The organism is Bacillus sp. SN1 (genome assembly GCF_002796895.1).
GTDB lineage: Bacteria > Bacillota > Bacilli > Bacillales > Bacillaceae > Bacillus > Bacillus inaquosorum.
In genome coordinates this window covers 1,261,462-1,283,358 of record NZ_PHIE01000001.1, presented here as the reverse complement: position 1 = coordinate 1,283,358, position 21,897 = coordinate 1,261,462, and the positions used below count along the sequence as shown (strand labels likewise).

At 45.8% G+C, this 21,897-nt stretch carries 21 protein-coding genes; 16 read left to right on the top strand and 5 right to left on the bottom strand.

Annotated elements, in window-relative coordinates:
• Window positions 1-36 precede the first annotated feature (36 nt).
• The 4 genes from fdhF (at window position 37) to CVV77_RS06290 (ending at window position 5,090) form a co-directional block, all read left to right on the top strand.
• Window positions 37-2,994: a formate dehydrogenase subunit alpha gene (fdhF, locus tag CVV77_RS06305; protein WP_100274874.1), complete on the top strand. Its 2,958-nt coding sequence runs from the start codon at window positions 37-39 to the stop codon at window positions 2,992-2,994.
• Window positions 2,987-3,547: a helical membrane plugin domain-containing protein gene (locus CVV77_RS06300; protein WP_100274873.1), complete on the top strand. Its 561-nt coding sequence runs from the start codon at window positions 2,987-2,989 to the stop codon at window positions 3,545-3,547. The genes fdhF and CVV77_RS06300 overlap by 8 nt, the downstream gene beginning before the upstream one ends.
• A 198-nt stretch (window positions 3,548-3,745) precedes the next feature.
• Window positions 3,746-4,390, top strand: coding sequence for a DUF4352 domain-containing protein (locus CVV77_RS06295; RefSeq protein WP_100274872.1), 645 nt, complete (start codon window positions 3,746-3,748; stop codon window positions 4,388-4,390).
• A gap of 73 nt (window positions 4,391-4,463) precedes the next feature.
• Entirely contained in the window at window positions 4,464-5,090 is a 627-nt protein-coding gene (locus CVV77_RS06290) for an NUDIX hydrolase (protein ID WP_100274871.1), read from the top strand.
• Window positions 5,091-5,123: 33 nt separating this feature from the next.
• Here CVV77_RS06290 and CVV77_RS06285 read toward each other — a convergent pair whose 3' ends face one another.
• Complete coding sequence (locus CVV77_RS06285; protein WP_019258109.1) at window positions 5,124-5,402, bottom strand: hypothetical protein; 279 nt, start codon at window positions 5,400-5,402, stop codon at window positions 5,124-5,126.
• Window positions 5,403-5,794: 392 nt separating this feature from the next.
• Here CVV77_RS06285 and yjiB point away from each other — a divergent pair, with 392 nt between their 5' ends.
• Both yjiB and CVV77_RS06275 read left to right on the top strand, forming a co-directional pair.
• The gene (yjiB, locus tag CVV77_RS06280; protein WP_100274870.1) at window positions 5,795-6,985 is read left to right on the top strand and encodes a monooxygenase YjiB; all 1,191 of its coding nucleotides are present in this window, start codon (window positions 5,795-5,797) and stop codon (window positions 6,983-6,985) included.
• A gap of 21 nt (window positions 6,986-7,006) precedes the next feature.
• On the top strand, window positions 7,007-8,185 hold the full coding sequence (locus CVV77_RS06275) for a glycosyltransferase (protein WP_100274869.1): 1,179 nt from the start codon (window positions 7,007-7,009) through the stop codon (window positions 8,183-8,185).
• 41 nt (window positions 8,186-8,226) lie between these two features.
• On the opposite strand, the gene CVV77_RS06270 is transcribed toward CVV77_RS06275, so the two are convergent.
• A complete protein-coding gene (locus CVV77_RS06270) occupies window positions 8,227-8,415 on the bottom strand; it encodes a DUF8096 family protein (RefSeq protein WP_014113438.1) in 189 nt (62 codons plus the stop codon).
• A gap of 174 nt (window positions 8,416-8,589) precedes the next feature.
• On the opposite strand from CVV77_RS06270, the gene CVV77_RS06265 reads away from it, so the two are divergent.
• Entirely contained in the window at window positions 8,590-9,402 is an 813-nt protein-coding gene (locus tag CVV77_RS06265) for a uroporphyrinogen-III synthase (protein WP_100274868.1), read from the top strand.
• A gap of 44 nt (window positions 9,403-9,446) precedes the next feature.
• Here the strand turns inward: CVV77_RS06265 and CVV77_RS06260 are convergent, their stop codons facing one another.
• The 3 genes from CVV77_RS06260 to CVV77_RS06250 form a co-directional block, all read right to left on the bottom strand.
• Window positions 9,447-10,199: an ABC transporter permease gene (locus tag CVV77_RS06260; RefSeq protein ID WP_088111099.1), complete on the bottom strand. Its 753-nt coding sequence runs from the start codon at window positions 10,197-10,199 to the stop codon at window positions 9,447-9,449.
• A complete protein-coding gene (locus CVV77_RS06255) occupies window positions 10,199-10,951 on the bottom strand; it encodes an ABC transporter ATP-binding protein (RefSeq protein ID WP_100274867.1) in 753 nt (250 codons plus the stop codon). Before CVV77_RS06255 ends, CVV77_RS06260 begins: the two co-directional genes overlap by 1 nt.
• 119 nt (window positions 10,952-11,070) lie before the next feature.
• Window positions 11,071-12,045 carry a DMT family transporter gene (locus CVV77_RS06250; protein WP_100274866.1) on the bottom strand — a complete coding sequence of 325 codons (975 nt, stop codon included), beginning with the start codon at window positions 12,043-12,045 and terminating at the stop codon, window positions 11,071-11,073.
• A 131-nt stretch (window positions 12,046-12,176) separates the two neighbouring features.
• Between CVV77_RS06250 and CVV77_RS06245 the strand changes: the two genes are divergently transcribed.
• From CVV77_RS06245 to CVV77_RS06205, 9 genes are all read left to right on the top strand, one after another.
• Complete coding sequence (locus CVV77_RS06245; protein WP_100274865.1) at window positions 12,177-12,674, top strand: cupin domain-containing protein; 498 nt, start codon at window positions 12,177-12,179, stop codon at window positions 12,672-12,674.
• A 390-nt stretch (window positions 12,675-13,064) separates the two neighbouring features.
• A complete protein-coding gene (locus CVV77_RS06240) occupies window positions 13,065-13,487 on the top strand; it encodes a DUF1641 domain-containing protein (RefSeq protein WP_003239166.1) in 423 nt (140 codons plus the stop codon).
• 39 nt (window positions 13,488-13,526) lie between these two features.
• Window positions 13,527-14,705, top strand: a complete 1,179-nt coding sequence (locus CVV77_RS06235; protein ID WP_088111095.1) for an NAD(P)/FAD-dependent oxidoreductase — start codon at window positions 13,527-13,529, stop codon at window positions 14,703-14,705.
• Window positions 14,706-14,904: 199 nt separating this feature from the next.
• Window positions 14,905-16,326: a glucuronate isomerase gene (gene uxaC, locus CVV77_RS06230; RefSeq protein ID WP_100274864.1), complete on the top strand. Its 1,422-nt coding sequence runs from the start codon at window positions 14,905-14,907 to the stop codon at window positions 16,324-16,326.
• Between the two features lie 82 nt (window positions 16,327-16,408).
• Window positions 16,409-17,788: an MFS transporter gene (locus CVV77_RS06225; protein ID WP_100274863.1), complete on the top strand. Its 1,380-nt coding sequence runs from the start codon at window positions 16,409-16,411 to the stop codon at window positions 17,786-17,788.
• A gap of 103 nt (window positions 17,789-17,891) precedes the next feature.
• Complete coding sequence (gene allD, locus CVV77_RS06220; protein WP_100274862.1) at window positions 17,892-18,905, top strand: ureidoglycolate dehydrogenase; 1,014 nt, start codon at window positions 17,892-17,894, stop codon at window positions 18,903-18,905.
• A gap of 5 nt (window positions 18,906-18,910) precedes the next feature.
• Entirely contained in the window at window positions 18,911-19,930 is a 1,020-nt protein-coding gene (locus tag CVV77_RS06215; RefSeq protein ID WP_100274861.1) for a zinc-binding alcohol dehydrogenase family protein, read from the top strand.
• 24 nt (window positions 19,931-19,954) lie between these two features.
• On the top strand, window positions 19,955-21,034 hold the full coding sequence (gene uxuA, locus CVV77_RS06210; protein ID WP_100274860.1) for a mannonate dehydratase: 1,080 nt from the start codon (window positions 19,955-19,957) through the stop codon (window positions 21,032-21,034).
• Entirely contained in the window at window positions 21,031-21,867 is an 837-nt protein-coding gene (locus CVV77_RS06205) for an SDR family oxidoreductase (protein WP_100274859.1), read from the top strand. Before uxuA ends, CVV77_RS06205 begins: the two co-directional genes overlap by 4 nt.
• Window positions 21,868-21,897 lie beyond the last annotated feature (30 nt).

Genomic DNA, 21,897 nt, shown 5'->3' with positions numbered 1-21,897 from the left:
TAATTCGGTATATACAAGCAAGAAAGGGGAATGGAGATGGCTGACAAGAAAAAAATCACAATAAACGGCGTTGAAATGGAGGCGTCCGAGGAACAGACGGTGCTGCAGCTTTTGAATAACAGTTCAATTGAAGTGCCGCAAGTTTGCTATCATCCAAGCTTAGGGCCGATTGAAACATGCGATACGTGCATAGTCAGCATCAATGGTGAGCTGAAAAGATCGTGCTCAGCTGAATTAAAGGATGGGGACGTCATTGATACGCTTTCGCCTGATGTGAAAAAAGCGCAGGTCATCGGGATGGACAAGATTTTATATAATCATGAGCTTTATTGTACAGTTTGCGATTACAACAACGGGGGATGCGAAATACATAATACGGTGAAGGAAATGAAAATCAATCACCAAAGCATCCCGTTTGATCATAAACCTTACCATAAGGATGAATCCCATCCATTTTACCGGTACGATCCGGATCAATGTATTTTGTGCGGCCGCTGTGTCGAAGCGTGCCAGGACGTTCAGGTAACTGAAACATTGACCATTGATTGGGAACGGAAGCGCCCGCGCGTCATTTGGGATAATGATGTGCCGATCAATGAGTCGTCGTGTGTATCATGCGGCCACTGTTCAACTGTCTGTCCGTGTAACGCGATGATGGAAAAAGGAATGGAAGGGGAAGCCGGATATTTAACAGGCATTGATAACGAAACGCTCCGTCCGATGATCGAGATTACAAAAGGCGTAGAGACAGGTTACGGCTCGATTCTCGCCATTTCTGATATGGAATCCGCCATGCGTGATGAACGAATCAAGAAAACGAAAACCGTCTGCACCTATTGCGGTGTGGGGTGCAGCTTTGATGTCTGGACAAAGGGCAGAGACATTCTGAAAGTCGAGCCGCAGGAGGAAGCGCCAGCCAACGGCATTTCTACCTGTGTAAAAGGGAAATTCGGCTGGGATTTCGTGAACAGCGAGGAACGCCTGACAAAGCCGCTGATCCGCGAAGGCGACCGTTTCCGTGAAGCGGAGTGGGAGGAAGCGTTATCGCTGATCGCCAGCAAGTTCACGGATTTAAAAGAAGAGTTTGGCCCAGATTCACTCGCTTTTATTACATCTTCTAAATGTACAAATGAAGAATCTTATCTCATGCAAAAGCTGGCCAGAGGGATCATCGGCACAAATAATGTGGACAACTGCTCGCGCTATTGCCAATCTCCTGCGACTGCCGGTCTGTTCCGGACAGTCGGTTATGGCGGTGATTCAGGGTCGATTACAGATATCGCGCAAGCGGATCTTGTGTTGATTATCGGTTCGAACACGTCAGAGTCACATCCGGTCTTGTCCACTCGCATTAAACGGGCTCATAAGCTGAGAGGGCAGAAAGTGATCGTAGCGGATATCAGAAAACACGAAATGGCAGAGCGCTCTGATTTATTTGTTCAGCCGCGTGCCGGATCAGATATCGTCTGGCTGAATGCCATCGCCAAATATTTAATTGAAAACGGCAAGGCCGATGAACGCTTTTTGCGGGAAAAAGTGAACGGACGGGATGAATATGTAAGAAGCCTGGCACCATATACCCTTGAATATGCCGAGGAGAAAACCGGAATTGATCAAGACACCCTGATCCAAATGGCGGAGATGATTGGCCAAGCTAACAGTGTGTGCGCATTGTGGGCAATGGGCGTGACACAGCATATTGGCGGAAGCGACACGAGCACCGCAATCTCTAATCTGCTGCTTGTGACAGGAAACTACGGGAAACCGGGAGCAGGTTCTTACCCATTGCGCGGCCATAACAACGTGCAGGGAGCAAGTGACTTCGGAAGCATGCCTGACAGACTGCCGGGCTATGAAAAAGTAACGGACGAACAAGTCCGCCAAAAATACGAGCGGGCGTGGGGTGTGCCGCTGCCGAAGGAGCCGGGCATGACCAACCACGAAATGATCGAAAAAATCCATTCCGGCCAGCTGAAAGCGATGTATGTAAAAGGTGAAGAAATGGGCTTGGTCGATTCCAATATCAATCATGTACATGCCGCATATGAAAAGCTTGATTTCTTTGTGGTGCAGGATATTTTCCTTTCACGTACAGCCGAGTTTGCTGATGTTGTTCTTCCTGCGAGCCCGAGCCTTGAAAAAGAGGGCACCTTTACTAATACAGAACGCCGTATTCAGCGGCTGTATCAGGTGTTTGAACCGCTGGGCGAATCAAAGCCTGACTGGCAGATTATTATGGAGGTTGCCAATAAGCTTGGCGCTGACTGGCACTATGGGCACCCTGGAGACATTATGGAGGAAGCAGCCATGCTGTCGCCGATTTATGCCGGCGTCACCTATGAACGCATTGAAGGCTACAATTCCCTTCAATGGCCTGTAAACGCTGATGGAAAAGATTCGCCTTTACTCTTTACAGAGCGCTTTCCTTTCCCGGACGGCAAAGCCATTCTCTATCCTGTTCAGTGGACAGAGCCTGAAGAATTCGGTGAGGAATATGATATCCATGTCAACAATGGGCGGCTCTTGGAGCATTTCCACGAAGGAAACCTGACCTACAAATCAAAAGGCATTTCGAAGAAAACACCGGAAGCGTTCTTAGAAATTTCTCCTGAGCTTGCGGCAGAACGGGGAATTCAGGACGGAACCCTTGTCAGACTCACATCGCCTTTCGGAAATGTCAAAGTGAAGTGCCTGATAACGGATCGTGTCAAAGGGAAGGAAGTATACCTGCCAATGAACGATTCAGGGGAAGCGGCGATCAACCTGTTAACAGGCAGCCATGCCGATAAGGATACCGATACGCCTGCATACAAAGAAACATCAGCCAAAATGGAAATTTTGAAACACGACGGAACCAATCCGCTTCCTAACATCAATCACCGCAACGGCAATCCGCAGCCGCAAATCGGTGTGCAGGTACAAAAGAAATGGGCGCGGAAGGATTATATTTTTCCTGGCGACGCAGTGAAAAGGGGGATCGGACATAATGGCTAAAGCGATTAAACGAATTCAAAAAATCGAGGTAACCGAAGAGGATCAGCGAAAGCGTGATATGAAAGAAATTGAAGATGCATTAGTCGAAAATAAGGAAGCCATTCTTGAAACGCTGCAAATGCTCGGCCACATGAACGAGCGCGGCGTCCTTCCATTGCTCCGCGGCCTTTTTGGCCAAGGAGATAAAGTCCTTGATATCCTAGTGAAAAAGGCAGATACAGAGGAAACGGCCAATACGCTGAAAAATCTGCTTCTTCTGTTTGGAACGCTCGGCATGCTGGACGTAAAACAGCTGGAGCCTCTCATTTTGAAAGTGAATGCGGGTGTGGCAAACGCGGTGGAACAGAAGAACAGCGAAGAGAAAACAGGTTATTTTGATATCATCCGTTCGCTCAAAGACCCGGAAATCAACAAAGCAGTTACGCTGCTCTTCTCCTTTTTGAAAGGAATGGGACAAGATACAAAGGAGCTGGAACGCACGACGCAGCCTCCGGAGCACCAAAAACATCACCAGGAACCCCGAGAGAAAAGGGAAATGAATAAGCGAGATTGATTACCTGCCCGAGCCGGCTGCTGCCAGCTCGGGTTTTTTGATGAAAAGGGTCTAATGGACTAGTCTAAAATGTTCAAATACTAGAAAGAAGTAAGTTTATGATGAATGAGATAGAAATAATTGTTACTTTATTACCTGTTAGGAAAAGGAAAAATCTGATTATAATAGAAACCGATTACTTTAGATGGGGGAACAGTCATGAAAAAAGTCTTATTAGTATTGTTTGTCTTGACGATCGGGTTTGCGCTATCTGCGTGCAGCCAATCAAGCGATGCGTCAGAGAAGGAAAAACCGAAAGAGAAAAAATCGCAAGAAGAGCTTGAAAAGGAACTTGATAAGGAATTGAAAGAAGGCGGTGAGCCGAAGAACAAAAAAGATGATCAAATACATAAAATAGGAGAAACGATTAAAGCAAATGATATTCATTTTACGGTGAATAAAGTGGATCGTGAACAGAATGGCCAATATGGAGATTTGGGTGGAAAAGAATCTGATAAAATAAAAACAGTAAAAGGTGATGAAGAGCGGTTAATTATAGAAGTGACCCTGGAATACGTTGGAAAAGGTTCAATGGAATACAGCCGATTAGGATTAGATCTGAAAGACAGGAAGAATAAATCAGTTCGTTCTGTCATTTCTTTAGAAGATAAAGGAAAAATGTTTTTGGGGGGAAATCTGGCGTCAGGAAAAAAGGTGACAGGAGTAGTTAGTTATGTAATACCTAAAGGGGAACAGAAAAATTACACATTAGTGTATAACCCTTTTTTAACAGATACTAGAAGTGATAGAATTGAAGAAAGCGCAAAATACAATATAGATTATTTGATAAAATTAGATAAATAACATTAAAAAAAGCACGTTTTCATCAGGGGAAAAACGTGCTTTTTTTATAGTGACAAATAACGTGAAGGGATGAGTGATAAAAGTGCAAACCAAATGGCTGAAACGGGCGCAGCGGATTCAGGCGATCGCACAGGCAGGGCTTGCTTTTTCCAAGGATGTATATGACAGGGAAAGATACGAAGAGCTGATGAATCTCAGCGTAGAGATGATGGCGGATTACTCGCAGACGGAAATTGAAGTCATCACTGATTTATGGAAGGGCGAGAAAGGCTATCCGACACCGAAAGCGGATGTTCGCGGCGCAGTATTTCGAGAGAATCAGATTTTGCTTGTCCGGGAGAAGCACGATGAGCTGTGGTCGCTTCCGGGCGGGTTTTGCGAGATTGGTTTATCACCAGCAGAAAATGTGATCAAGGAAATCAAAGAAGAGTCGGGGTACGATACAGAACCGTCTCGATTGCTGGCCGTGCTAGACAGCCATAAGCATCCTCATCCGCCTCAGCCGTATCATTACTATAAGATATTCATTGAATGCAGCATAACAGGCGATCAGGGGGAAATAGGAATTGAGACGAATCACGCCGCTTTTTTTCTTGAAGACAGGCTCCCGCCGCTTTCTCCAAAACGAAACACACCTTCACAGCTCAGCGTTTTGTTTGACTTTTTGCGTCATCCGGACAAGAAAACGATATTTGACTAAAAAAAGAAAGAGCCAGGAAGGCTCTTTCTTTTTTTATAGCGCAATATGTTTTTCGCTGGAGAGTTTCAGAAGAGTCAAAATAGAATCGGCTTGTTTATGGCCGAGTTTTTGCTTTAATTTGTTTTCTTCAACTAATCGGCTGCCGTAAATCTCGACAGAGGCTTTGTCAACGACAGTATGCCAGTTTTCCTGCTTTTTTCCCTCAACAAGCGGTTTTTCATGTCTCTCAGAAAAAGAGAACACAAACAATACAAATGCAAGTGAAAGTAGGATGCCGACAACTTGTTTTTTGAAATTGGTCTGTGCTGCCATGTTGTTCTCTCCTTCACCTTTTACCTTCTATTTAATCATAGAATCAGCTTGGTTTATATAATGGAAAAGTCATTTTTGGGGTTAGTGCTATTGATTGAGAATAGGGGGTGTTTTCTGTCGGAGTGTGTGCAATTGAATGCATAGTGAATTTACATGCTTATGTCTAAGGTCACGTTGTGAGCCAAAGCGACAGTGCTGAATAGAAAAAAATTGAAAGATTATGGTAAGATGAACGAAATTCGAGGGGGAATATATGATGCCTGCATCGGACATCATGATCGCCTGCCTGCTGTTATCCAATCTGTCTATACTTGATTGTCCCTCTCTTTTTCGAAAGCGGGAGGTGAAGAAGAGCGTCAATTGCTGAATTCTTTCAAGGGGAGTGACAATACGTGAATGTGTTAAACCGACGGCAAGCCTTGCAGCGAGCGTTGCTCAATGGAAAAAACAAACAGGATGCGTATCATCCGTTTCCATGGTACGAATCGATGAGAAAGGAAGCGCCTGTTTCCTATGATGAAGAAAATCAAGTGTGGAGCGTTTTTCTTTATGATGATGTCAAAAAAGTTATTGGGGATAAAGAGGTGTTTTCCAGTTATATGCCGCAGCAGTCAAGCTCTATCGGGAATTCCATCATTAATATGGACCCGCCAAGGCATACGCAAATCCGTTCTGTAGTGAATAAAGCCTTCACACCGCGTGTGATGAAGCAATGGGAACCGAGAATTCAGGAAATCACAGATGAACTGATTCAAAAATTTCAAGGGCGAAGTGAGTTTGACCTTGTTCACGATTTTTCATACCCGCTTCCGGTTATCGTGATATCTGAGCTGCTGGGAGTGCCTTCGGAGCATATGGATCAGTTTAAAGCATGGTCTGATCTTCTGGTCAGCACACCGAAGGATAAAAGTGAAGAAGCTGAAAAAGCCTTTTTGGAAGAACGAAACAAGTGCGAGGAAGAACTGGCCGCGTTTTTTGCCGGCATCATAGAAGAAAAGCGAAACAAACCGGCACAGGACATCATTTCAATTTTAGTAAAAGCGGAAGAAACAGGCGAAAAGCTGTCCGGAGAAGGGCTGATTCCGTTTTGCACGCTGCTGCTGGTAGCTGGGAATGAAACCACCACAAACCTGATTTCAAATGCGATGTACAGCATATTAGAAACGCCGGATATATACGCTGAACTGCGCAGCCATCCTGAACTGATGCCTCAGGCAGTCGAGGAGGCCCTGCGTTTCAGGGCGCCTGCCCCGGTTTTGAGGCGCATTGCCAAACGGGATACGGAGATCGGGGGGCACCTGATAAAAGAAGGAGATATGGTTCTGGCTTTTGTGGCATCAGCAAATCGTGATGAAGCGAAGTTTGACAGGCCGCACATGTTTGATATCCGTCGCCATCCCAATCCGCATATCGCGTTTGGCCACGGCATCCATTTTTGTCTTGGGGCACCGCTTGCCCGTCTTGAAGCAAATATTGCGTTAACATCTTTGATTTCTGCTTTCTCTCATATGGAATGCGTCAGTATCACTCCGATTGAAAACAGCGTGATATACGGATTAAAGAGCTTCCGTGTCAAAATTTAATAAAAAGGAGACTGGAAATTTATGAAAAAGCACCATATTTCGATGATCAATATTCCGGCGTACGGGCATGTCAATCCTACGCTTGCATTAGTGGAGAAGCTTTGTGAGAAAGGGCACCGTGTTACGTATGCGACGACTGAGGAGTTCGCGCCTGCTGTTCAGCAAGCAGGTGCAGAAGCATTGATCTATCATACTTCCTTGAATATTGATCCTAAGCAAATCAGGGAGATGATGGAAAAGAATGAGACGACGCTCAGTCTTTTGAAAGAATCACTCAGCATTCTACCGCAGCTTGAGGATTTATATCAGGATGATCAGCCTGATCTGGTTATCTATGATTTTATCGCCCTGGCGGGAAAATTGTTTGCTGATAAGCTTAATGTGCCGGTTATCAAGCTCTGTTCATCATATGCCCAAAATGAATCCTTTCAGCTCGGAAGTGAAGACATGCTGAAAAAAATAAGAGAAGCAGAGGCTGAATTTAAAGCCTACTTGGAGCAAGAGCAATTGCCGGCTGTTTCATTTGAACAATTAGCTGTGCCGGAAGCATTAAATATTGTCTTTATGCCGAAGTCCTTTCAGATTCAGCATGAGACGTTTGATGACCGTTTCTGTTTTGTCGGCCCATCTCTTGGAAAACGGACGGAACAAGAAAGCCTGTTGATTGAAAAGGATGATCGCCCGGTTATGCTGATTTCATTGGGAACGGCGTTTAACGCATGGCCGGAATTTTACAAGATGTGCATCGAGGCATTTCGGAATTCTTCATGGCAAGTGATCATGTCGGTCGGGAAAACGATTGATCCTGAAAGCCTGGATGATATTCCTGCTCACTTTACCATTCGCCAAAGTGTGCCGCAGCTTGAGGTATTGGAGAGAGCCGATTTGTTTATTTCTCATGGCGGGATGAACAGTACGATGGAGGCGATGAATGCAGGTGTGCCGCTTGTCGTTATTCCGCAAATGTATGAGCAGGAGCTCACTGCTAAGCGTGTCGATGAATTAGGCCTTGGTGTTTATTTGCCGAAAGAGGACGTTAGTGTGGCCAAGCTACAGGAAGCAGTGCAGGCCGTATCCAATGATCAAGAGGTGCTCAGCCGCGTCAAGAATATGCAAAAGGATGTAAAAGAAGCAGGCGGAGCGGAGCGTGCGGCAGCTGAGATTGAAGCGTTCATGAAAAAATCAGCTATCCTGCAATAAATCACAAAAACCGAAATCAAAATACGATTTCGGTTTTTTGTTTAAATATTTTTTTTCATCCCGCATCTCCGGCATTCTCTAAGAAATTTTCCGCCTTTTACAGAGCTTTTGAACAGTGTGTAATCACAATTGTCGCAGCGCCCGCTGCGGACGTCCGGATATTCGTTGAATTCGTAAACGATCGATGTATCGTAGCCTTTTGTTTCATATTCTTCTTTTTTTGTTTCCATGATCGATCCTCCGTTAGCAAACGTGTCTGCTGTTTATATTACAGCAAGCTTCCGGCGTATTCAATGGATAGTAGAGGCTTGGAATTATCTTGATTTCTCCCTTTGTATGCGCCACAATAGCTTTATTAAGCTTGTATACATAAAAAGCCTATGCAAAGAGGAGAGGAAACGGGTATGGGAAAAGGATTACATGGAAAACGCGTGGCAATCGGGGGCTCCCGAAAAACGGAAGAAATCAGCACGATCATTGAGAAACAGGGTGGAACTCCTGTCATCCGGCCTCTCCAAGGAACGGTTTACTTGGCAGAGAAGCAGGTGGAGCCGGATTTGCGAACATTTGCGGAAGAAAAAGCTGACTGGGTCATTTTCACGACAGGCATCGGGTTGGAGACTCTTATCGATATGGCTGAGAAAATCGGTATGAAAGATGCGTTTCTGCAAGCCATTCGCCAGGCAAAAACGGCATGCCGGGGATACAAAACGCTGTCTGCACTGAAAAAGCTTGGAATCACACCGGAAGCTTCGGATGAAGACGGGACAACAAGAGGCTTAATCCGTTCCTTGGAGCCTCACGACTTTTCAGGAAAAACAGTCATGGTGCAGCTTCATGGCGAAAAAGCGCCGGCCCTCATGGCATTTCTTGAAGAAAAAGGCGCGTCTGTCCTGCCGATTCTGCCTTATCAGCACATCCCGCCGGAGGAGGAAACGGTGGAGCGGTTATGCCGAGAGCTGATAAACAATGAGATCGATGCCGTTTGTTTTACAACGGCAATTCAGGTTCGTTCCCTGTTTGAGTTTGCCAAGGAGCGCGGCTATATCGATGAAGTGAAGACCGTATTCGAAGAGCGCGCCATCGCTGCGGCTGTCGGAAAAGTGACTGCTGAAGCACTGCGGGAAGAAGGCATCACAAGACTGCTTGCTCCGGAGATTGAGCGGATGGGCGCGATGATTATTGAGCTGTCCAAGTATTATGAAGAAAAGGAATAACCCGTACAAAAAGCCGCTTTCCAAGGGAAAGTGGCTTTTGTCTGTCATCCATTCTGCTTCAGCTGCTGATGCGCGGTGAATAATGACGGGTATGTCAGCACGCTTAAGATCACACATGTCAGCGCGGCGGACGCCATCGTTGTAAACACGATTAAGAGCTGAAAGCGAACTGCCTGAATCGGGTCCGCACCCGCTAAAATCTGGCCTGTCATCATGCCTGGAAGCTGAACAAGCCCAAGTGTTTTCTGGCTTTCCAGCGTTGGGATCATACTCATTTTCATCGCAGAAGTAAGAATACGCTGTATAGATTGCTTCGGTGTGCCTCCAAGAGACAATATTAACTGAATTTCCTCTTTACGCACGCCGACTTCAGAGCTGAGCCGGTTTAAAAACAAACTTGCGAGCACCATCGAATTTCCGATGACCATTCCGCTGATCGGAATGACATATCGGGCCGTAAGCGGGATGATATGAAGAGACAAGAGAATTCCCTGCGTCACAATTTCTACAATCGCTAACGCCGCGAACACTCTCCAAAACGAACCGATTGTATTTTTCTTTCGTTTGATGACATTTTGCGCTGCCACTGCCAGCATTAACAGCACCATCAGAAGGATAAAAACAGGATGGTCTCCGCGGAAAATCAGCGATAGTACATAACCGATGACAAGCAGCTGTACCGCAGCTCGGATGGTGGCAATGATCATGTCTTTTTCTACGCCGGCTTTAAAGGATTTTGATAAAAACAAGGCGATCAAAACAAAGATCATCGTTAAAGAGAGGGAAAGGTAATCCATTACCGGGTACCTCCCTTCAAAAACTCTTTGGCTGTTTCATGCTGCGGATTAGAGAAAAATGTTTCAGTTTCTGCGATTTCCAGCAGCCGGCCATCCGCCATAAACCAAATGGTATCGGCTACTCGTTTTGCCTGCTCCATATTATGAGTCACCCACATGACCGTCAGCTTTTTCTCTTGATGCTGCTTTTTGATCAGCTCTTCAACCTCAAGAGCAGAAACCGGGTCCAAGGCCGACGTAATTTCGTCCAACAATAGAATAGAGGAAGGATTTGCGAGTGTTCTGGCTAGTGACAGTCTTTGACGCTGTCCGCCCGATAAATCCTTGGCGCTTCTGTCTAACAGATCTGATGACAGTCCTGTTAGAGAAGCAAGCTCTTCAGGGGAGTACAGCTGGGATTGATGCAGCCTTTGGACCAGACTTAGATTGTCACGCACTGTCCCATCGAGGACGGGAGCCGATTGAAACGCGAGTGCTGCCGTTCGCCTCAGCTTATTGACATTCCATTCCCTGACTTCCTTTCCGTATATTTTTACTTCGCCGTTGTCAGGCGTTCTCATTAAATTGCACATGGAAAGGAGGGTGCTTTTGCCTGATCCGGAAGGGCCTAAAATGGCCACGATTGCGCCCTGTTGAATGTCTCCGGTGATGTCTTGCAACACATCATAAGTTTGTCCATCTTGTTCATAGCTTTTTCTGACTGATCTGAAGGAGATGGCTGGTATGTTTTGTGTTTGATCGTTTGCTTCCATTACATTAATCACCTTTCAGTATAAGTAGGCTGAACCTATATTTAAATATAACGTGAAACAGATGCCTTTTGGTAGCAAAAATAAAGGAGAACAGGCTTTCACCCATTCTCCGGCAGATGCTACGCGGTCAGATTTGACTGTGTTTTCTTTTTCGGTATTCTCGGCTGTGAAGCGAAGGTATGTAACACCATCCCCGCAATAATAATAAATAAACCGGCAATTGATAAAAGGGACGGGAAAACGCCTGACAGCAGAACAATTTCACCAAGCAGCGCGAAAATCACTTCACCTGATTGAGTTGCTTCAACGGCTGCGAGTTTTTGCGGATTGTCTCTTACCATATCAGTGGCCCAGAAAAATAAAACGGTCGCAATGATGCCTGAGCTGACGGCAACGATAAAGGATTGAACGGTTTGTCCCGCTGTCGGTAGGCCATCTGACCACCAGCCGTACGCTGCTACTATAAGCCAGAACGGAAGGCTTGCCAAGGTCATTCCCAGCACACGCTGAAATGTATCAAGCCGGCCTCCGTATTCTTCGAGCATTCTCCGGTTTCCTAACGGATAGGCAAAAGCCGCAATAACAACCGGCAGCACACTGAAAAGCAGCATCTTCCCGGAAAGCGATTCTGCATGCTGAAGCTGAATCAGCGCCGCTCCGATCAGGATGATCACGGAAGTGCCAAGTGATACAAGGGGAATCTTTTGCCGAACGAGCTGCGAACCGGCCGGCATGTCTTTTTGGACATAGAACAAAGGAGATAAGAGCACGCCGGCTACAATGGTAATTTGCCAAGTTCCGGCTACAAGCCACCCGGGACCGTATGCAGCCGCAAATGTGATCGGCGCGTAAAAAAGCACGAAGCCGACAAAGCTCCATTTGATCCAAAAGAACGGCTTTTTCCGCATCTCTTGTAAGAGAGGAGCGAATGTCCCTCTCATGATGACAATCAAACATAAAAACGGCACCATAAAAATAAAGCGCAGCGAAGAGCTCCAAAGCCAGCTGCCTCCGGATAACTCCATCGCTCTGTTTAAAATAAAGGTAACGGCGAAAAAGAGTGAGGCTAATATTCCGATAATGATTGCTTTCATGATATCCCTCATTTTGGCATTATTTTTTATACTATACTATTCGGTATTATTCAGATCAATGGAATCGTGAGAAAAACATCATGTTTTACAAACCGCTATGTGTGGAAGACAAAAAATAGGAGGTGACATTGATGGAAGCAAAGATACAGACGTACTTCTTTCAGGATGACGGCAGGATTCCGAACCACCCTGATTATCCGCTCGTTGTGTATCAAAACACGCTCAAGGACACTGGTCAGGCAGAGCTGATCGTCAACCGGCATGGCTGGTCAAACAGCTGGTCAGGGAGTGTTTTTCCATACCATCATTATCACAGCAATACGCATGAAGTGCTGATTGCAGTACGGGGAGAGGCTGTGATTCAGTTTGGGGGAGAAAAAGGGGCTGCCATTCCTTTCAAATCTGGCGACACAGTCGTGATTCCAGCCGGAGTCGGCCATAAAAAGCTAAGCGCAAGCTCCGATTTTACCGTCATTGGCGCTTATCCGGGAGGCGTTCAGTATGATATGAAGACGGGAGAGCCGAATGAACGGGAGGAAGCGGTGAAACAGATCAAGCAGGTCTCATTGCCGGCGAATGACCCGATCACAGGAAAAAGGGGTCCTCTTTTGGAAATATGGGTAAAGTGAAGGGGAGAAATTGATGGATTGTCAATAACTAGTGCCGGAGAAATGTTATGACACGGGCTCCAAATAAATTAATTTCATAATCGAAGCAATTCACGTTCAAATTTTGTTCAAAAAGTGTTATCATATAGAAGGTAATCGAATTGGAGTTTTTTGTGTTTGCTATTTTCAGAGAGAGTAAAGGATTTTTGACTTATTCAATTGTTTATTTTTGAGATAAAAATAATACTGAATATGGCAAGATGAAAAACTGGGTAGTAAACATTTATTTTTGTAAATGATTGTGCATGAATTCACAATCCTTATTCTTATGCCTTCAAGCATGAGACCAGGGAGAGGCACTACCCTTTCCAAAAAAATCTGCAAACTGCTTATAGTAAAGGAGAATTGGATATGCCAGAAACAATCGATCAAACAAATGCGTCTGTCAGCCAAAGCCAGCAAGATCTTATTGATCAGCTGTTAAAGCCAGAAGTTCAAGAATCACTGACCGTTTTAGTTGACCAGCTTCCAAAGCTGACTGAGTTAGTGAATATTTTAACGAAGTCTTATGATTTCGCTCAATCTGTAGCAACTGACGAAGTGTTAAAAAGCGACACAGTCGGTGCGATCACTGAAATTCTTGAGCCTGTAAAAGAAACAGCGAAAGAAGTAGCCGCGACTGCAATCGAAGCGAAAGACCGCGCGGATGCAAGCAACGAAACAATTGGTCTTTTCGGCCTGTTGCGTATGCTGAAAGATCCTCAAGCTCAAAAGCTGTTCCGTTTTGCTAACAGCTACCTTGAAGTCATGAACGAACGCGAAAACCAAAAATAATCTCAGATTCAAATTGATATAAAGGACGGAGGATATACGATGTCAAAACATATTGTCATTCTAGGCGCTGGTTATGGCGGAGTTCTTTCTGCTCTAACAGTTCGCAAACATTACACAAAAGAACAAGCACGCGTGACAGTGGTAAACAAATACCCAACTCACCAAATCATTACGGAATTACACCGTCTTGCAGCAGGCAACGTGTCTGAAAAAGCGGTTGCAATGCCACTAGAAAAACTTTTCAAAGGCAAAGACATTGATCTTAAAATCGCGGAAGTAAACTCTTTCTCTGTTGATAAAAAAGAAGTTGCGCTTGCTGACGGTTCTACATTATCTTATGATGCGCTTGTTGTAGGTCTTGGTTCTGTAACGGCTTACTTCGGCATCCCAGGTCTTGAAGAAAACAGCATGGTATTGAAATCTGCTGCTGATGCGAACAAAGTCTTCCAACATGTTGAAGATCGTGTGCGCGAGTACTCTCAAACGAAAAACGAAGCAGATGCAACAATCCTTATCGGCGGAGGCGGCTTAACAGGTGTTGAGCTTGTCGGTGAGCTTGCTGACATCATGCCGAACCTTGCGAAAAAATACGGCGTAGACCATAAAGAAATCAAATTGAAACTGGTTGAAGCAGGTCCGAAAATCCTTCCTGTTCTTCCGGATGATCTTATCGAACGTGCGACTGCAAGCCTTGAAAAACGCGGCGTTGAGTTCTTAACAGGTCTTCCTGTTACAAATGTAGAAGGAAACGTAATTGATCTGAAAGACGGATCAAAAGTTGTTGCCAACACATTTGTTTGGACTGGCGGCGTTCAAGGTAACCCATTAGTCGGTGAATCAGGTCTTGAAGTGAACCGCGGACGTGCGACAGTAAATGACTTCCTGCAATCTACATCTCATGAAGATGTATTCGTTGCCGGTGACAGCGCAGTTTACTTCGCTCCAGACGGCCGTCCATATCCGCCAACTGCACAAATCGCATGGCAAATGGGTGAGCTGATCGGTTACAACCTATTCGCTTACTTAGAAGGCAAAACGCTTGAAACATTCAAGCCAGTAAACTCTGGTACACTTGCAAGTCTTGGACGCAAAGACGCGGTTGCCATTATTGGTGCAAATTCTACACCGCTTAAAGGTCTTCCTGCTTCCTTGATGAAAGAAGCAAGTAACGTACGCTACTTAACACACATCAAAGGACTTTTCAGCTTAGCTTACTAATCCTTTTTTGGACTCGGACATTGCCAAAAGCGTTCCTTTCGGGATGCTTTCCGGCAATGTCTTTTTTTCGTTTGTTTGCTAACGTTAACATTTCATTTTCAAAAAAAGAGATTGATCCCAGAGGAATATAAAGGTAAAATAAAACCAAATCAAAATGTTAACGTTAACATTTTGAAATAGAATGAAAGACGGTGAGGACATGGAACCCTTTATGGGCGAAAATTTTTTGTTGAAAAATGAAACCGCTGTCAGCCTCTATCACAATTATGCGAAAGGCATGCCGATTATTGATTATCACTGCCACTTAAGTCCGAAAGAAATCTATGAAAATAAGACATTTCAAAACATCACAGAAGCCTGGCTGTATGGAGACCATTACAAATGGCGCATCATGAGAGCCAATGGGATTGAAGAGACATACATTACCGGCGATGCGACTGATGAAGAAAAATTTATGGCTTGGGCGAAAACCGTGCCGATGGCGATCGGCAATCCGCTCTACAATTGGACTCACTTAGAACTGCAGCGTTTTTTTGGAATTTATGAGATTTTGAATGAGCAATCCGCGCCGGCTATATGGGAACGGACGAATGAACTGCTTCAAGGAGAAGGCTTCGGAGCAAGGGATTTGATCGTGAAATCAAATGTAAAGGTCGTTTGCACAACTGATGACCCTGTCGATTCTCTTGAATACCATCTATTATTAAAAGAAGAGAAAGATTTTCCTGTCAGCGTGCTGCCGGGATTTCGGCCGGATAAGGGACTGGAGATCAATCGTGAAGGCTTTCCTCATTGGGTGCAGGCACTTGAAGATGCAGCAGCCATTTCGATCACAACTTATGACGAGTTTCTAAAGGCGTTAGAAAAACGGGTGCGATTCTTCCACTCAGCAGGCGGCAGAGTGTCTGATCATGCGATAGATTCAATGGTATTTGCCGAAACGACAAAAGAGGAAGCGGGACGGATTTTTTCTGACAGATTACAAGGAACAGGTGTTTCTTATGAAGATGAGAAGAAATTTAAGACGTATACGCTTCAGTTTCTTTGTGGTTTGTATACGGAGCTCGATTGGGCGATGCAGTTTCATATCAACGCTTTAAGAAACACGAATACAAAAATGATGAAGAGGCTCGGACCTGATACAGGCTATGATTCTATGAATGATGAAGAAATTGCCAAGCCTTTATACAAGCTGCTGAACTCAGTTGAGATGAAGAACCATCTGCCGAAAACGATTTTATATTCACTTAATCCAAACGATAACTATGTCATCGCCAGCATGATCAATAGTTTTCAGGACGGTGTTACCCCGGGAAAAATACAATTCGGCACAGCCTGGTGGTTTAACGATACAAAAGACGGGATGCTAGAACAAATGAAAGCGTTGTCAAATGTCGGGCTTTTCAGCCGCTTTATCGGTATGCTCACCGATTCCAGAAGCTTTCTTTCCTATACGCGCCATGAATATTTCAGGCGGATCGTCTGCAATTTGATCGGGGAATGGGTGGAAAACGGCGAAGTGCCGTATGATATCGAGCTTTTGGGAAACATTGTTCAGGGAATTTGCTATGACAATGCGAAACACTACTTTCAATTTCAAGAAGAGAAAGCAAACGTGTAACCAAATGTCCGCTCAGCATCACAATCATGTGTCATCCTGAGCGGACCACTACCCGAAAATTCTTAAGACACAGAGGTGGAAGATGCGAACTGAACTGGCAAATAAGGTTGTGTCGATCGAAACGGAGAAAAGGCTTTCATTGAAAGAGAAAATTTCCTATGGATTTGGTGATTTTGGCAACGGTTTTATGTTTGATCTCGGCCAGATTTATTTATTGAAGTATTTTACTGATGTAGCGGGAATCCCGGCTGCGATGGCCGGCGGCATTTTTTTAGTCAGCAAGCTGTTTGCGGCGATAACAGATCCGATTGTCGGCTCATCAATTGATTATCGCAAAAATATCGGCAAACGGGGGAAATTCAGGCCTTATCTATTAATCGGCAGCATCGTGCTTGCGGTGCTTACTGTTCTTATTTTTCTGTCTCCTAATGTATCAACGACCGGAAAACTGATTTATGCATATGCATCCTACATGATTTGGGGCATCGGCTATTCATTTGTGAATATTCCGTACGGTTCATTAGGGGCAGCGATGACACAAAATTCTGAGGATCGGACCTCCATTTCGACTTTCCGCCAAATCGGATCACTTGGAGCCTTGTTTATCACAAGTGTTGCCGTGATGCCGCTACTCGTCAAATTTGATAATCCGAAGGTCGGCTACCCGGTGGTCATGGGCTTATTCGCCGCACTCGGTGTGCTTTGGTTTTATATTTGCTACCGCAACTGCAAAGAGCGCATTGTCATATCAGAAGCGCCAAAAGAAAAATTAACACTCTCTTCTGTCGTCAAAACATTTATTACGAATAAACCGTTGCTGACCCTTGTCTTAATGACGATTTTTTCAATTTCCGCATACAACATTAAATCCGCCATGCTAGTCTATTTCGCACAATATAACCTGGGCAATGTTGAATTAATGGCTTATATGAACTTTATTATTATCGGTTCTTCCTTTTTGGGCGTCGTATTCCTGCCAAAGCTCGTCAAGATGTTTGGAAAGAAACGAACGGCAATGATCGGCTTCGGCATCAGTGTAGCCGCCGATCTGACCAACTTTATGCTTCCGTCAAACGTTTATGTGTTTACGATCCTTGCCAGCATCGCCTTTATCGGAATCAGTATCCCAAATGGCATTACGTGGGCGTTTGTCTCCGATATTATTGACTATGGCGAATGGAAATCCGGTGAACGGAAAGAAGCAACGACATATTCACTTTTTAATTTCTCCAGAAAGCTTGCTCAGTCATTGTCCGGTTTTCTCTCGGGCATCGGTTTGGGGCTTATCGGCTATATGCCGAATGCAGTCCAGACAGCACAGGCGCTGATCGGAATCAAAGCGCTTCTGCTTCTGTATCCGGCTATTGCTTTGGCATTAGCGATGATCATTATCGGCTTTCTTTATAAGCTCACAGACCAGCAGCATGCACAGATCGTTCAGGATCTTCATCAAAAGGGCTAAGAGCATAATATAAAGAATATTTAAAATAATTTGTAAATAAGATATATTTGTAAGGGTTTTCACTAGGGAGTGCCCAAGAACTGAAAAGGAAGGAGGCACTTGATTGAAAACGGTAACGATACCGGCTGAAGAAGCAAAGGAACTCGTCCGGCAAAAGCTGACCGGTGCTGGTTTGAATGAACGAGGCGCTGAAAAAGTAGCAGATGTCCTCGTGCACGCTGATTTACGCAGCGTACATTCACATGGCGTGCTGCGAACAGAGCACTATGTGAACAGGCTAAGGGCGGAAGGGATCAATCCCGAAGCACATCCTGTTTTTAAAGAAACGGGGCCTGTGACCGGGGTGCTCGATGGTGATGACGGTTTCGGCCACGTGATCTGTGATATGGCAATGGACCGTGCAATTGACATGGCGAAGAAAAACGGTGTCGGCATGGTCACGGCCATAAACAGCAGCCATTGCGGAGCGCTCAGCTATTTTGTGCAAAAAGCGGCTGACGAAAAGCTGATCGGAATGGCAATGACGCATACGGACAGTATTGTTGTTCCATTTGGGGGGAGGTCTCCTTTTTTAGGGACAAATCCGATTGCTTACGGTGTCCCGTCTAAGCATAAAAAACCGTTTATTCTGGATATGGCGACCTCCAAAGTGGCTTTTGGGAAGATTCTGCAGGCACGTGAAGAGGGCAAAGACATTCCTGAAGGATGGGGAGTCGATGAAAACGGAGAAGCAGTAACTGATCCTGACAAGGTCGTTTCACTTTCAACATTCGGCGGCCCGAAAGGCTATGGACTCTCAATTGTCGTGGATGTGTTTTCCGGGTTGCTGGCGGGCGCGGCTTTTGGGCCTCATATAGCAAAAATGTACAGCGGCCTTGATCAAAAAAGAAAGCTGGGGCATTACGTTTGCGCAATCAATCCGTCCTTTTTTACCGACCGGGATACGTTTTTAGAGCAGATGGATGCCATGCTCGATGAACTGCAGCAGTCACCGCCGGCCGTTGGAGTCGAGAGAGTGTATGTGCCCGGCGAGATCGAGCAGCTGCATGAAGAAAGAAATAAGATACACGGAATATCAATCGCTCGGAGCGTGTATGAATTCTTAAAAAGCAGGTGAGAAAAATGAAAGCGGTTCAAGTGCGAAAAGCGAATGATCTGGTGACAGAGGAGATGAAGAAGCCGGTTCTTTCAAAGGATGATGAAGTGCTCGTAAAAGTCAAGCGAGTCGGGATTTGCGGTTCAGACATGCATATTTATCATGGCACGAATCCGCTCGCCACCCTCCCGAGAGTCATCGGACACGAGGTAACGGGACAAGTCGAGGAAGTTGGTGCGAATGTGCAGAGCCTAAAAGTCGGTGACCACGTAGTGATTGAGCCGATTTCTTATTGCGGAACGTGTTACGCCTGCTGCAAAGGGCGCCCGAATGTTTGCGCCAAGCTTTCTGTGTTTGGCGTACATGAGGACGGCGGCATGCGGGAATATATTGTGCTTCCGGAAAGGCAGCTTCACGCGATCTCAAAGGACTTGCCTTGGGAGGAGGCGGTCATGGCCGAGCCTTACACGATAGGCGCACAGGCAGTGTGGAGAGGCCAGGTGGAAAAAGGAGATACCGTTCTGATCCAGGGAGCGGGGCCCATCGGGATCTGTGTGTTAAAAATGGCAAAGCTGGCGGGCGCTGCCGTCATGATGACTGACTTGAACAACGAGCGGCTGGCATTCGCGAAAGAAAACGGTGCCGACGCTATCGTGAATGCCCAAGCAGAAAATGTTGCCGAGCGGGTCCGGGAATGGACTGGGAATGAAGGAGCCAATGTGGTCATTGATGCTGTTTGCCTGCCGGCGACTTTTGAGCTTTCAGTTGAGGCCGTTTCTCCGGCGGGACATGTGGTTGTGCTTGGATTTGACGAAAGAGCGGCACAGATTTCTCAGCTGCCGATTACAAAAAAAGAAGTCACGATAACCGGATCGAGATTGCAGACCAATCAGTTTCCAAAAGTGGTAGAGCTTTTGAATAAAGGACGGTTAGCGCATAACGGGCTGGTGACCCATGCATTTTCAATAGATGACGTCCATCACGCATTTCAGTTTATCAAGGAGCACCCAGATCAAGTACGGAAAGCTGTCATCACGTTTGATTAATCGACTGAATCCGGAGGTGTAAACATGAATATAACATTCCGATGGTATGGCCGAGGCAACGATACAGTCACACTTGGACACGTGAAGCAAATTCCCGGAGTCAAAGGCATCGTCTGGGCTCTCCATCAAAAACCTGTCGGCGACGTGTGGGAAAAAGAAGAAATTAGAGCTGAGACCGAATATATTCAATCCTATGGTTTTCATGCTGAAGTGGTAGAAAGCGTGAATGTTCATGAAGCGATTAAACTCGGAAACGAAGAACGCGGCCGGTATATTGAAAACTACAAACAAACGATACGCAACCTTGCTGAATACGGCGTGAAAGTCATCTGCTACAATTTTATGCCGGTTTTTGACTGGACACGCACGGATATGTTCCGTCCTCTGGAAGATGGATCAACCGCTCTGTTTTTTGAAAAAGCCAAGGTGGAAAGCCTTGAGCCCCAAGAGCTGATTCGGACGGTGGAGCAAGCATCTGACATGACACTGCCGGGATGGGAGCCCGAAAAATTAGCTCGGATCAAAGAGCTGTTTGCAGCCTACAGAACGGTTGATGAAGAACAGCTATGGGACAATCTATCATTCTTTTTGCAGGAAATTCTTCCGGTTGCAGAACGTCACGGTGTTCAAATGGCCATTCATCCGGATGACCCGCCATGGCCGATCTTCGGACTGCCGCGCATTATCACAGGGGAGGCAAGCTATAAGAGGTTAAAGGTGATATCGGATTCACCGTCTAATTGCATCACCCTTTGTACAGGTTCAATGGGAGCCAATCCCGCTAACGACATGGTGGAGATCGCTAAGACGTATGCCGGCATTGCTCCATTTTCACATATTCGCAATGTGAAAATTTATGAGAATGGCGATTTTATTGAAACATCTCATCTGACGAAAGACGGTTCGATCAACATTCAAGGCGTGATGGAAGAGCTGCATAAGCAGGATTACAAAGGATATGTCAGACCGGATCATGGGCGCCATCTTTGGGACGAGAAATGCCGACCGGGTTATGGCTTATACGATCGGGCCCTTGGCATCATGTACTTGAACGGACTGTGGGACGCATATGAAGCAATGGCAAAAAAAGAGGTGGAAGTATGATCCCGCTGCATGAGAACTTGGCTGGTAAAACGGCTGTCATCACTGGCGGCAGCGGGGTGCTTTGCTCTGCAATGGCCCGGGAGCTTGCCCGTCATGGCATGAAGGTGGCGATATTGAATCGGACGGCTGAAAAAGGCCAAGCTGTCGTGAAGGAGATTAAGGAGGCTGGGGACACAGCATGCTCTGTTTCTGCGGATGTGCTGGACAGGGGGGCACTGGTGCAGGCAAAGGACGACATCCTCGGCCGGTTCGGTTCCGTCGATCTGTTAATTAACGGAGCTGGCGGCAATCATCCTGACGCGATAACCGATGTGGAGACATATGAAGAAGCGGGAGAAGGCCAATCCTTTTTTGATATGGATGAGGGAGGCTTTTCAACTGTATTCTCCACCAACTTCACCGGTGCGTTTCTGGCCTCTCAAGTATTTGGAAAAGAGCTGCTGAAGGCCGATTCTCCGGCGATTATCAATCTTTCATCCATGAGTGCTTATTCACCCATGACGAAGGTTCCGGCATACAGTGCCGCCAAAGCATCGATCAATAATTTTACGAGGTGGATGGCCGTTCATTTTGCCGAAACCGGACTGCGGGTGAATGCGATTGCCCCAGGCTTTTTTCTGACAAAACAAAATCATGATCTGCTGATTAACCAAGACGGAACCTTAACCGGACGTTCTAACAAAATTATTGCGGGAACACCGATGAAGCGCTTTGGAAAACCGGAGGACTTGCTCGGCACGCTTCTTTGGCTGGCAGATGAATCCTATTCCGGTTTTGTCACCGGGATCACCGTTCCTGTCGATGGAGGATTTATGGCTTATTCAGGTGTGTAACGAAAGCAGCGCAACAGAAACTGAACCAAC

Excerpts from the sequence above, each read along its gene's own strand:
- fdhF (WP_100274874.1), top strand. The coding sequence starts at position 37 with ATGGCTGACAAGAAAAAAATCACAATAAACGGCGTTGAAATGGAGGCG.
- CVV77_RS06300 (WP_100274873.1), top strand. The coding sequence starts at position 2,987 with ATGGCTAAAGCGATTAAACGAATTCAAAAAATCGAGGTAACCGAAGAG.
- CVV77_RS06295 (WP_100274872.1), top strand. The coding sequence starts at position 3,746 with ATGAAAAAAGTCTTATTAGTATTGTTTGTCTTGACGATCGGGTTTGCG.
- CVV77_RS06285 (WP_019258109.1), bottom strand. The coding sequence starts at position 5,402 with ATGGCAGCACAGACCAATTTCAAAAAACAAGTTGTCGGCATCCTACTT.
- CVV77_RS06275 (WP_100274869.1), top strand. The coding sequence starts at position 7,007 with ATGAAAAAGCACCATATTTCGATGATCAATATTCCGGCGTACGGGCAT.
- CVV77_RS06270 (WP_014113438.1), bottom strand. The coding sequence starts at position 8,415 with ATGGAAACAAAAAAAGAAGAATATGAAACAAAAGGCTACGATACATCG.
- CVV77_RS06265 (WP_100274868.1), top strand. The coding sequence starts at position 8,590 with ATGGGAAAAGGATTACATGGAAAACGCGTGGCAATCGGGGGCTCCCGA.
- CVV77_RS06260 (WP_088111099.1), bottom strand. The coding sequence starts at position 10,199 with ATGGATTACCTTTCCCTCTCTTTAACGATGATCTTTGTTTTGATCGCC.
- CVV77_RS06255 (WP_100274867.1), bottom strand. The coding sequence starts at position 10,951 with ATGGAAGCAAACGATCAAACACAAAACATACCAGCCATCTCCTTCAGA.
- CVV77_RS06250 (WP_100274866.1), bottom strand. The coding sequence starts at position 12,045 with ATGAAAGCAATCATTATCGGAATATTAGCCTCACTCTTTTTCGCCGTT.
- CVV77_RS06245 (WP_100274865.1), top strand. The coding sequence starts at position 12,177 with ATGGAAGCAAAGATACAGACGTACTTCTTTCAGGATGACGGCAGGATT.
- CVV77_RS06240 (WP_003239166.1), top strand. The coding sequence starts at position 13,065 with ATGCCAGAAACAATCGATCAAACAAATGCGTCTGTCAGCCAAAGCCAG.
- CVV77_RS06235 (WP_088111095.1), top strand. The coding sequence starts at position 13,527 with ATGTCAAAACATATTGTCATTCTAGGCGCTGGTTATGGCGGAGTTCTT.
- uxaC (WP_100274864.1), top strand. The coding sequence starts at position 14,905 with ATGGAACCCTTTATGGGCGAAAATTTTTTGTTGAAAAATGAAACCGCT.
- CVV77_RS06225 (WP_100274863.1), top strand. The coding sequence starts at position 16,409 with ATGCGAACTGAACTGGCAAATAAGGTTGTGTCGATCGAAACGGAGAAA.
- CVV77_RS06215 (WP_100274861.1), top strand. The coding sequence starts at position 18,911 with ATGAAAGCGGTTCAAGTGCGAAAAGCGAATGATCTGGTGACAGAGGAG.
- uxuA (WP_100274860.1), top strand. The coding sequence starts at position 19,955 with ATGAATATAACATTCCGATGGTATGGCCGAGGCAACGATACAGTCACA.
- CVV77_RS06205 (WP_100274859.1), top strand. The coding sequence starts at position 21,031 with ATGATCCCGCTGCATGAGAACTTGGCTGGTAAAACGGCTGTCATCACT.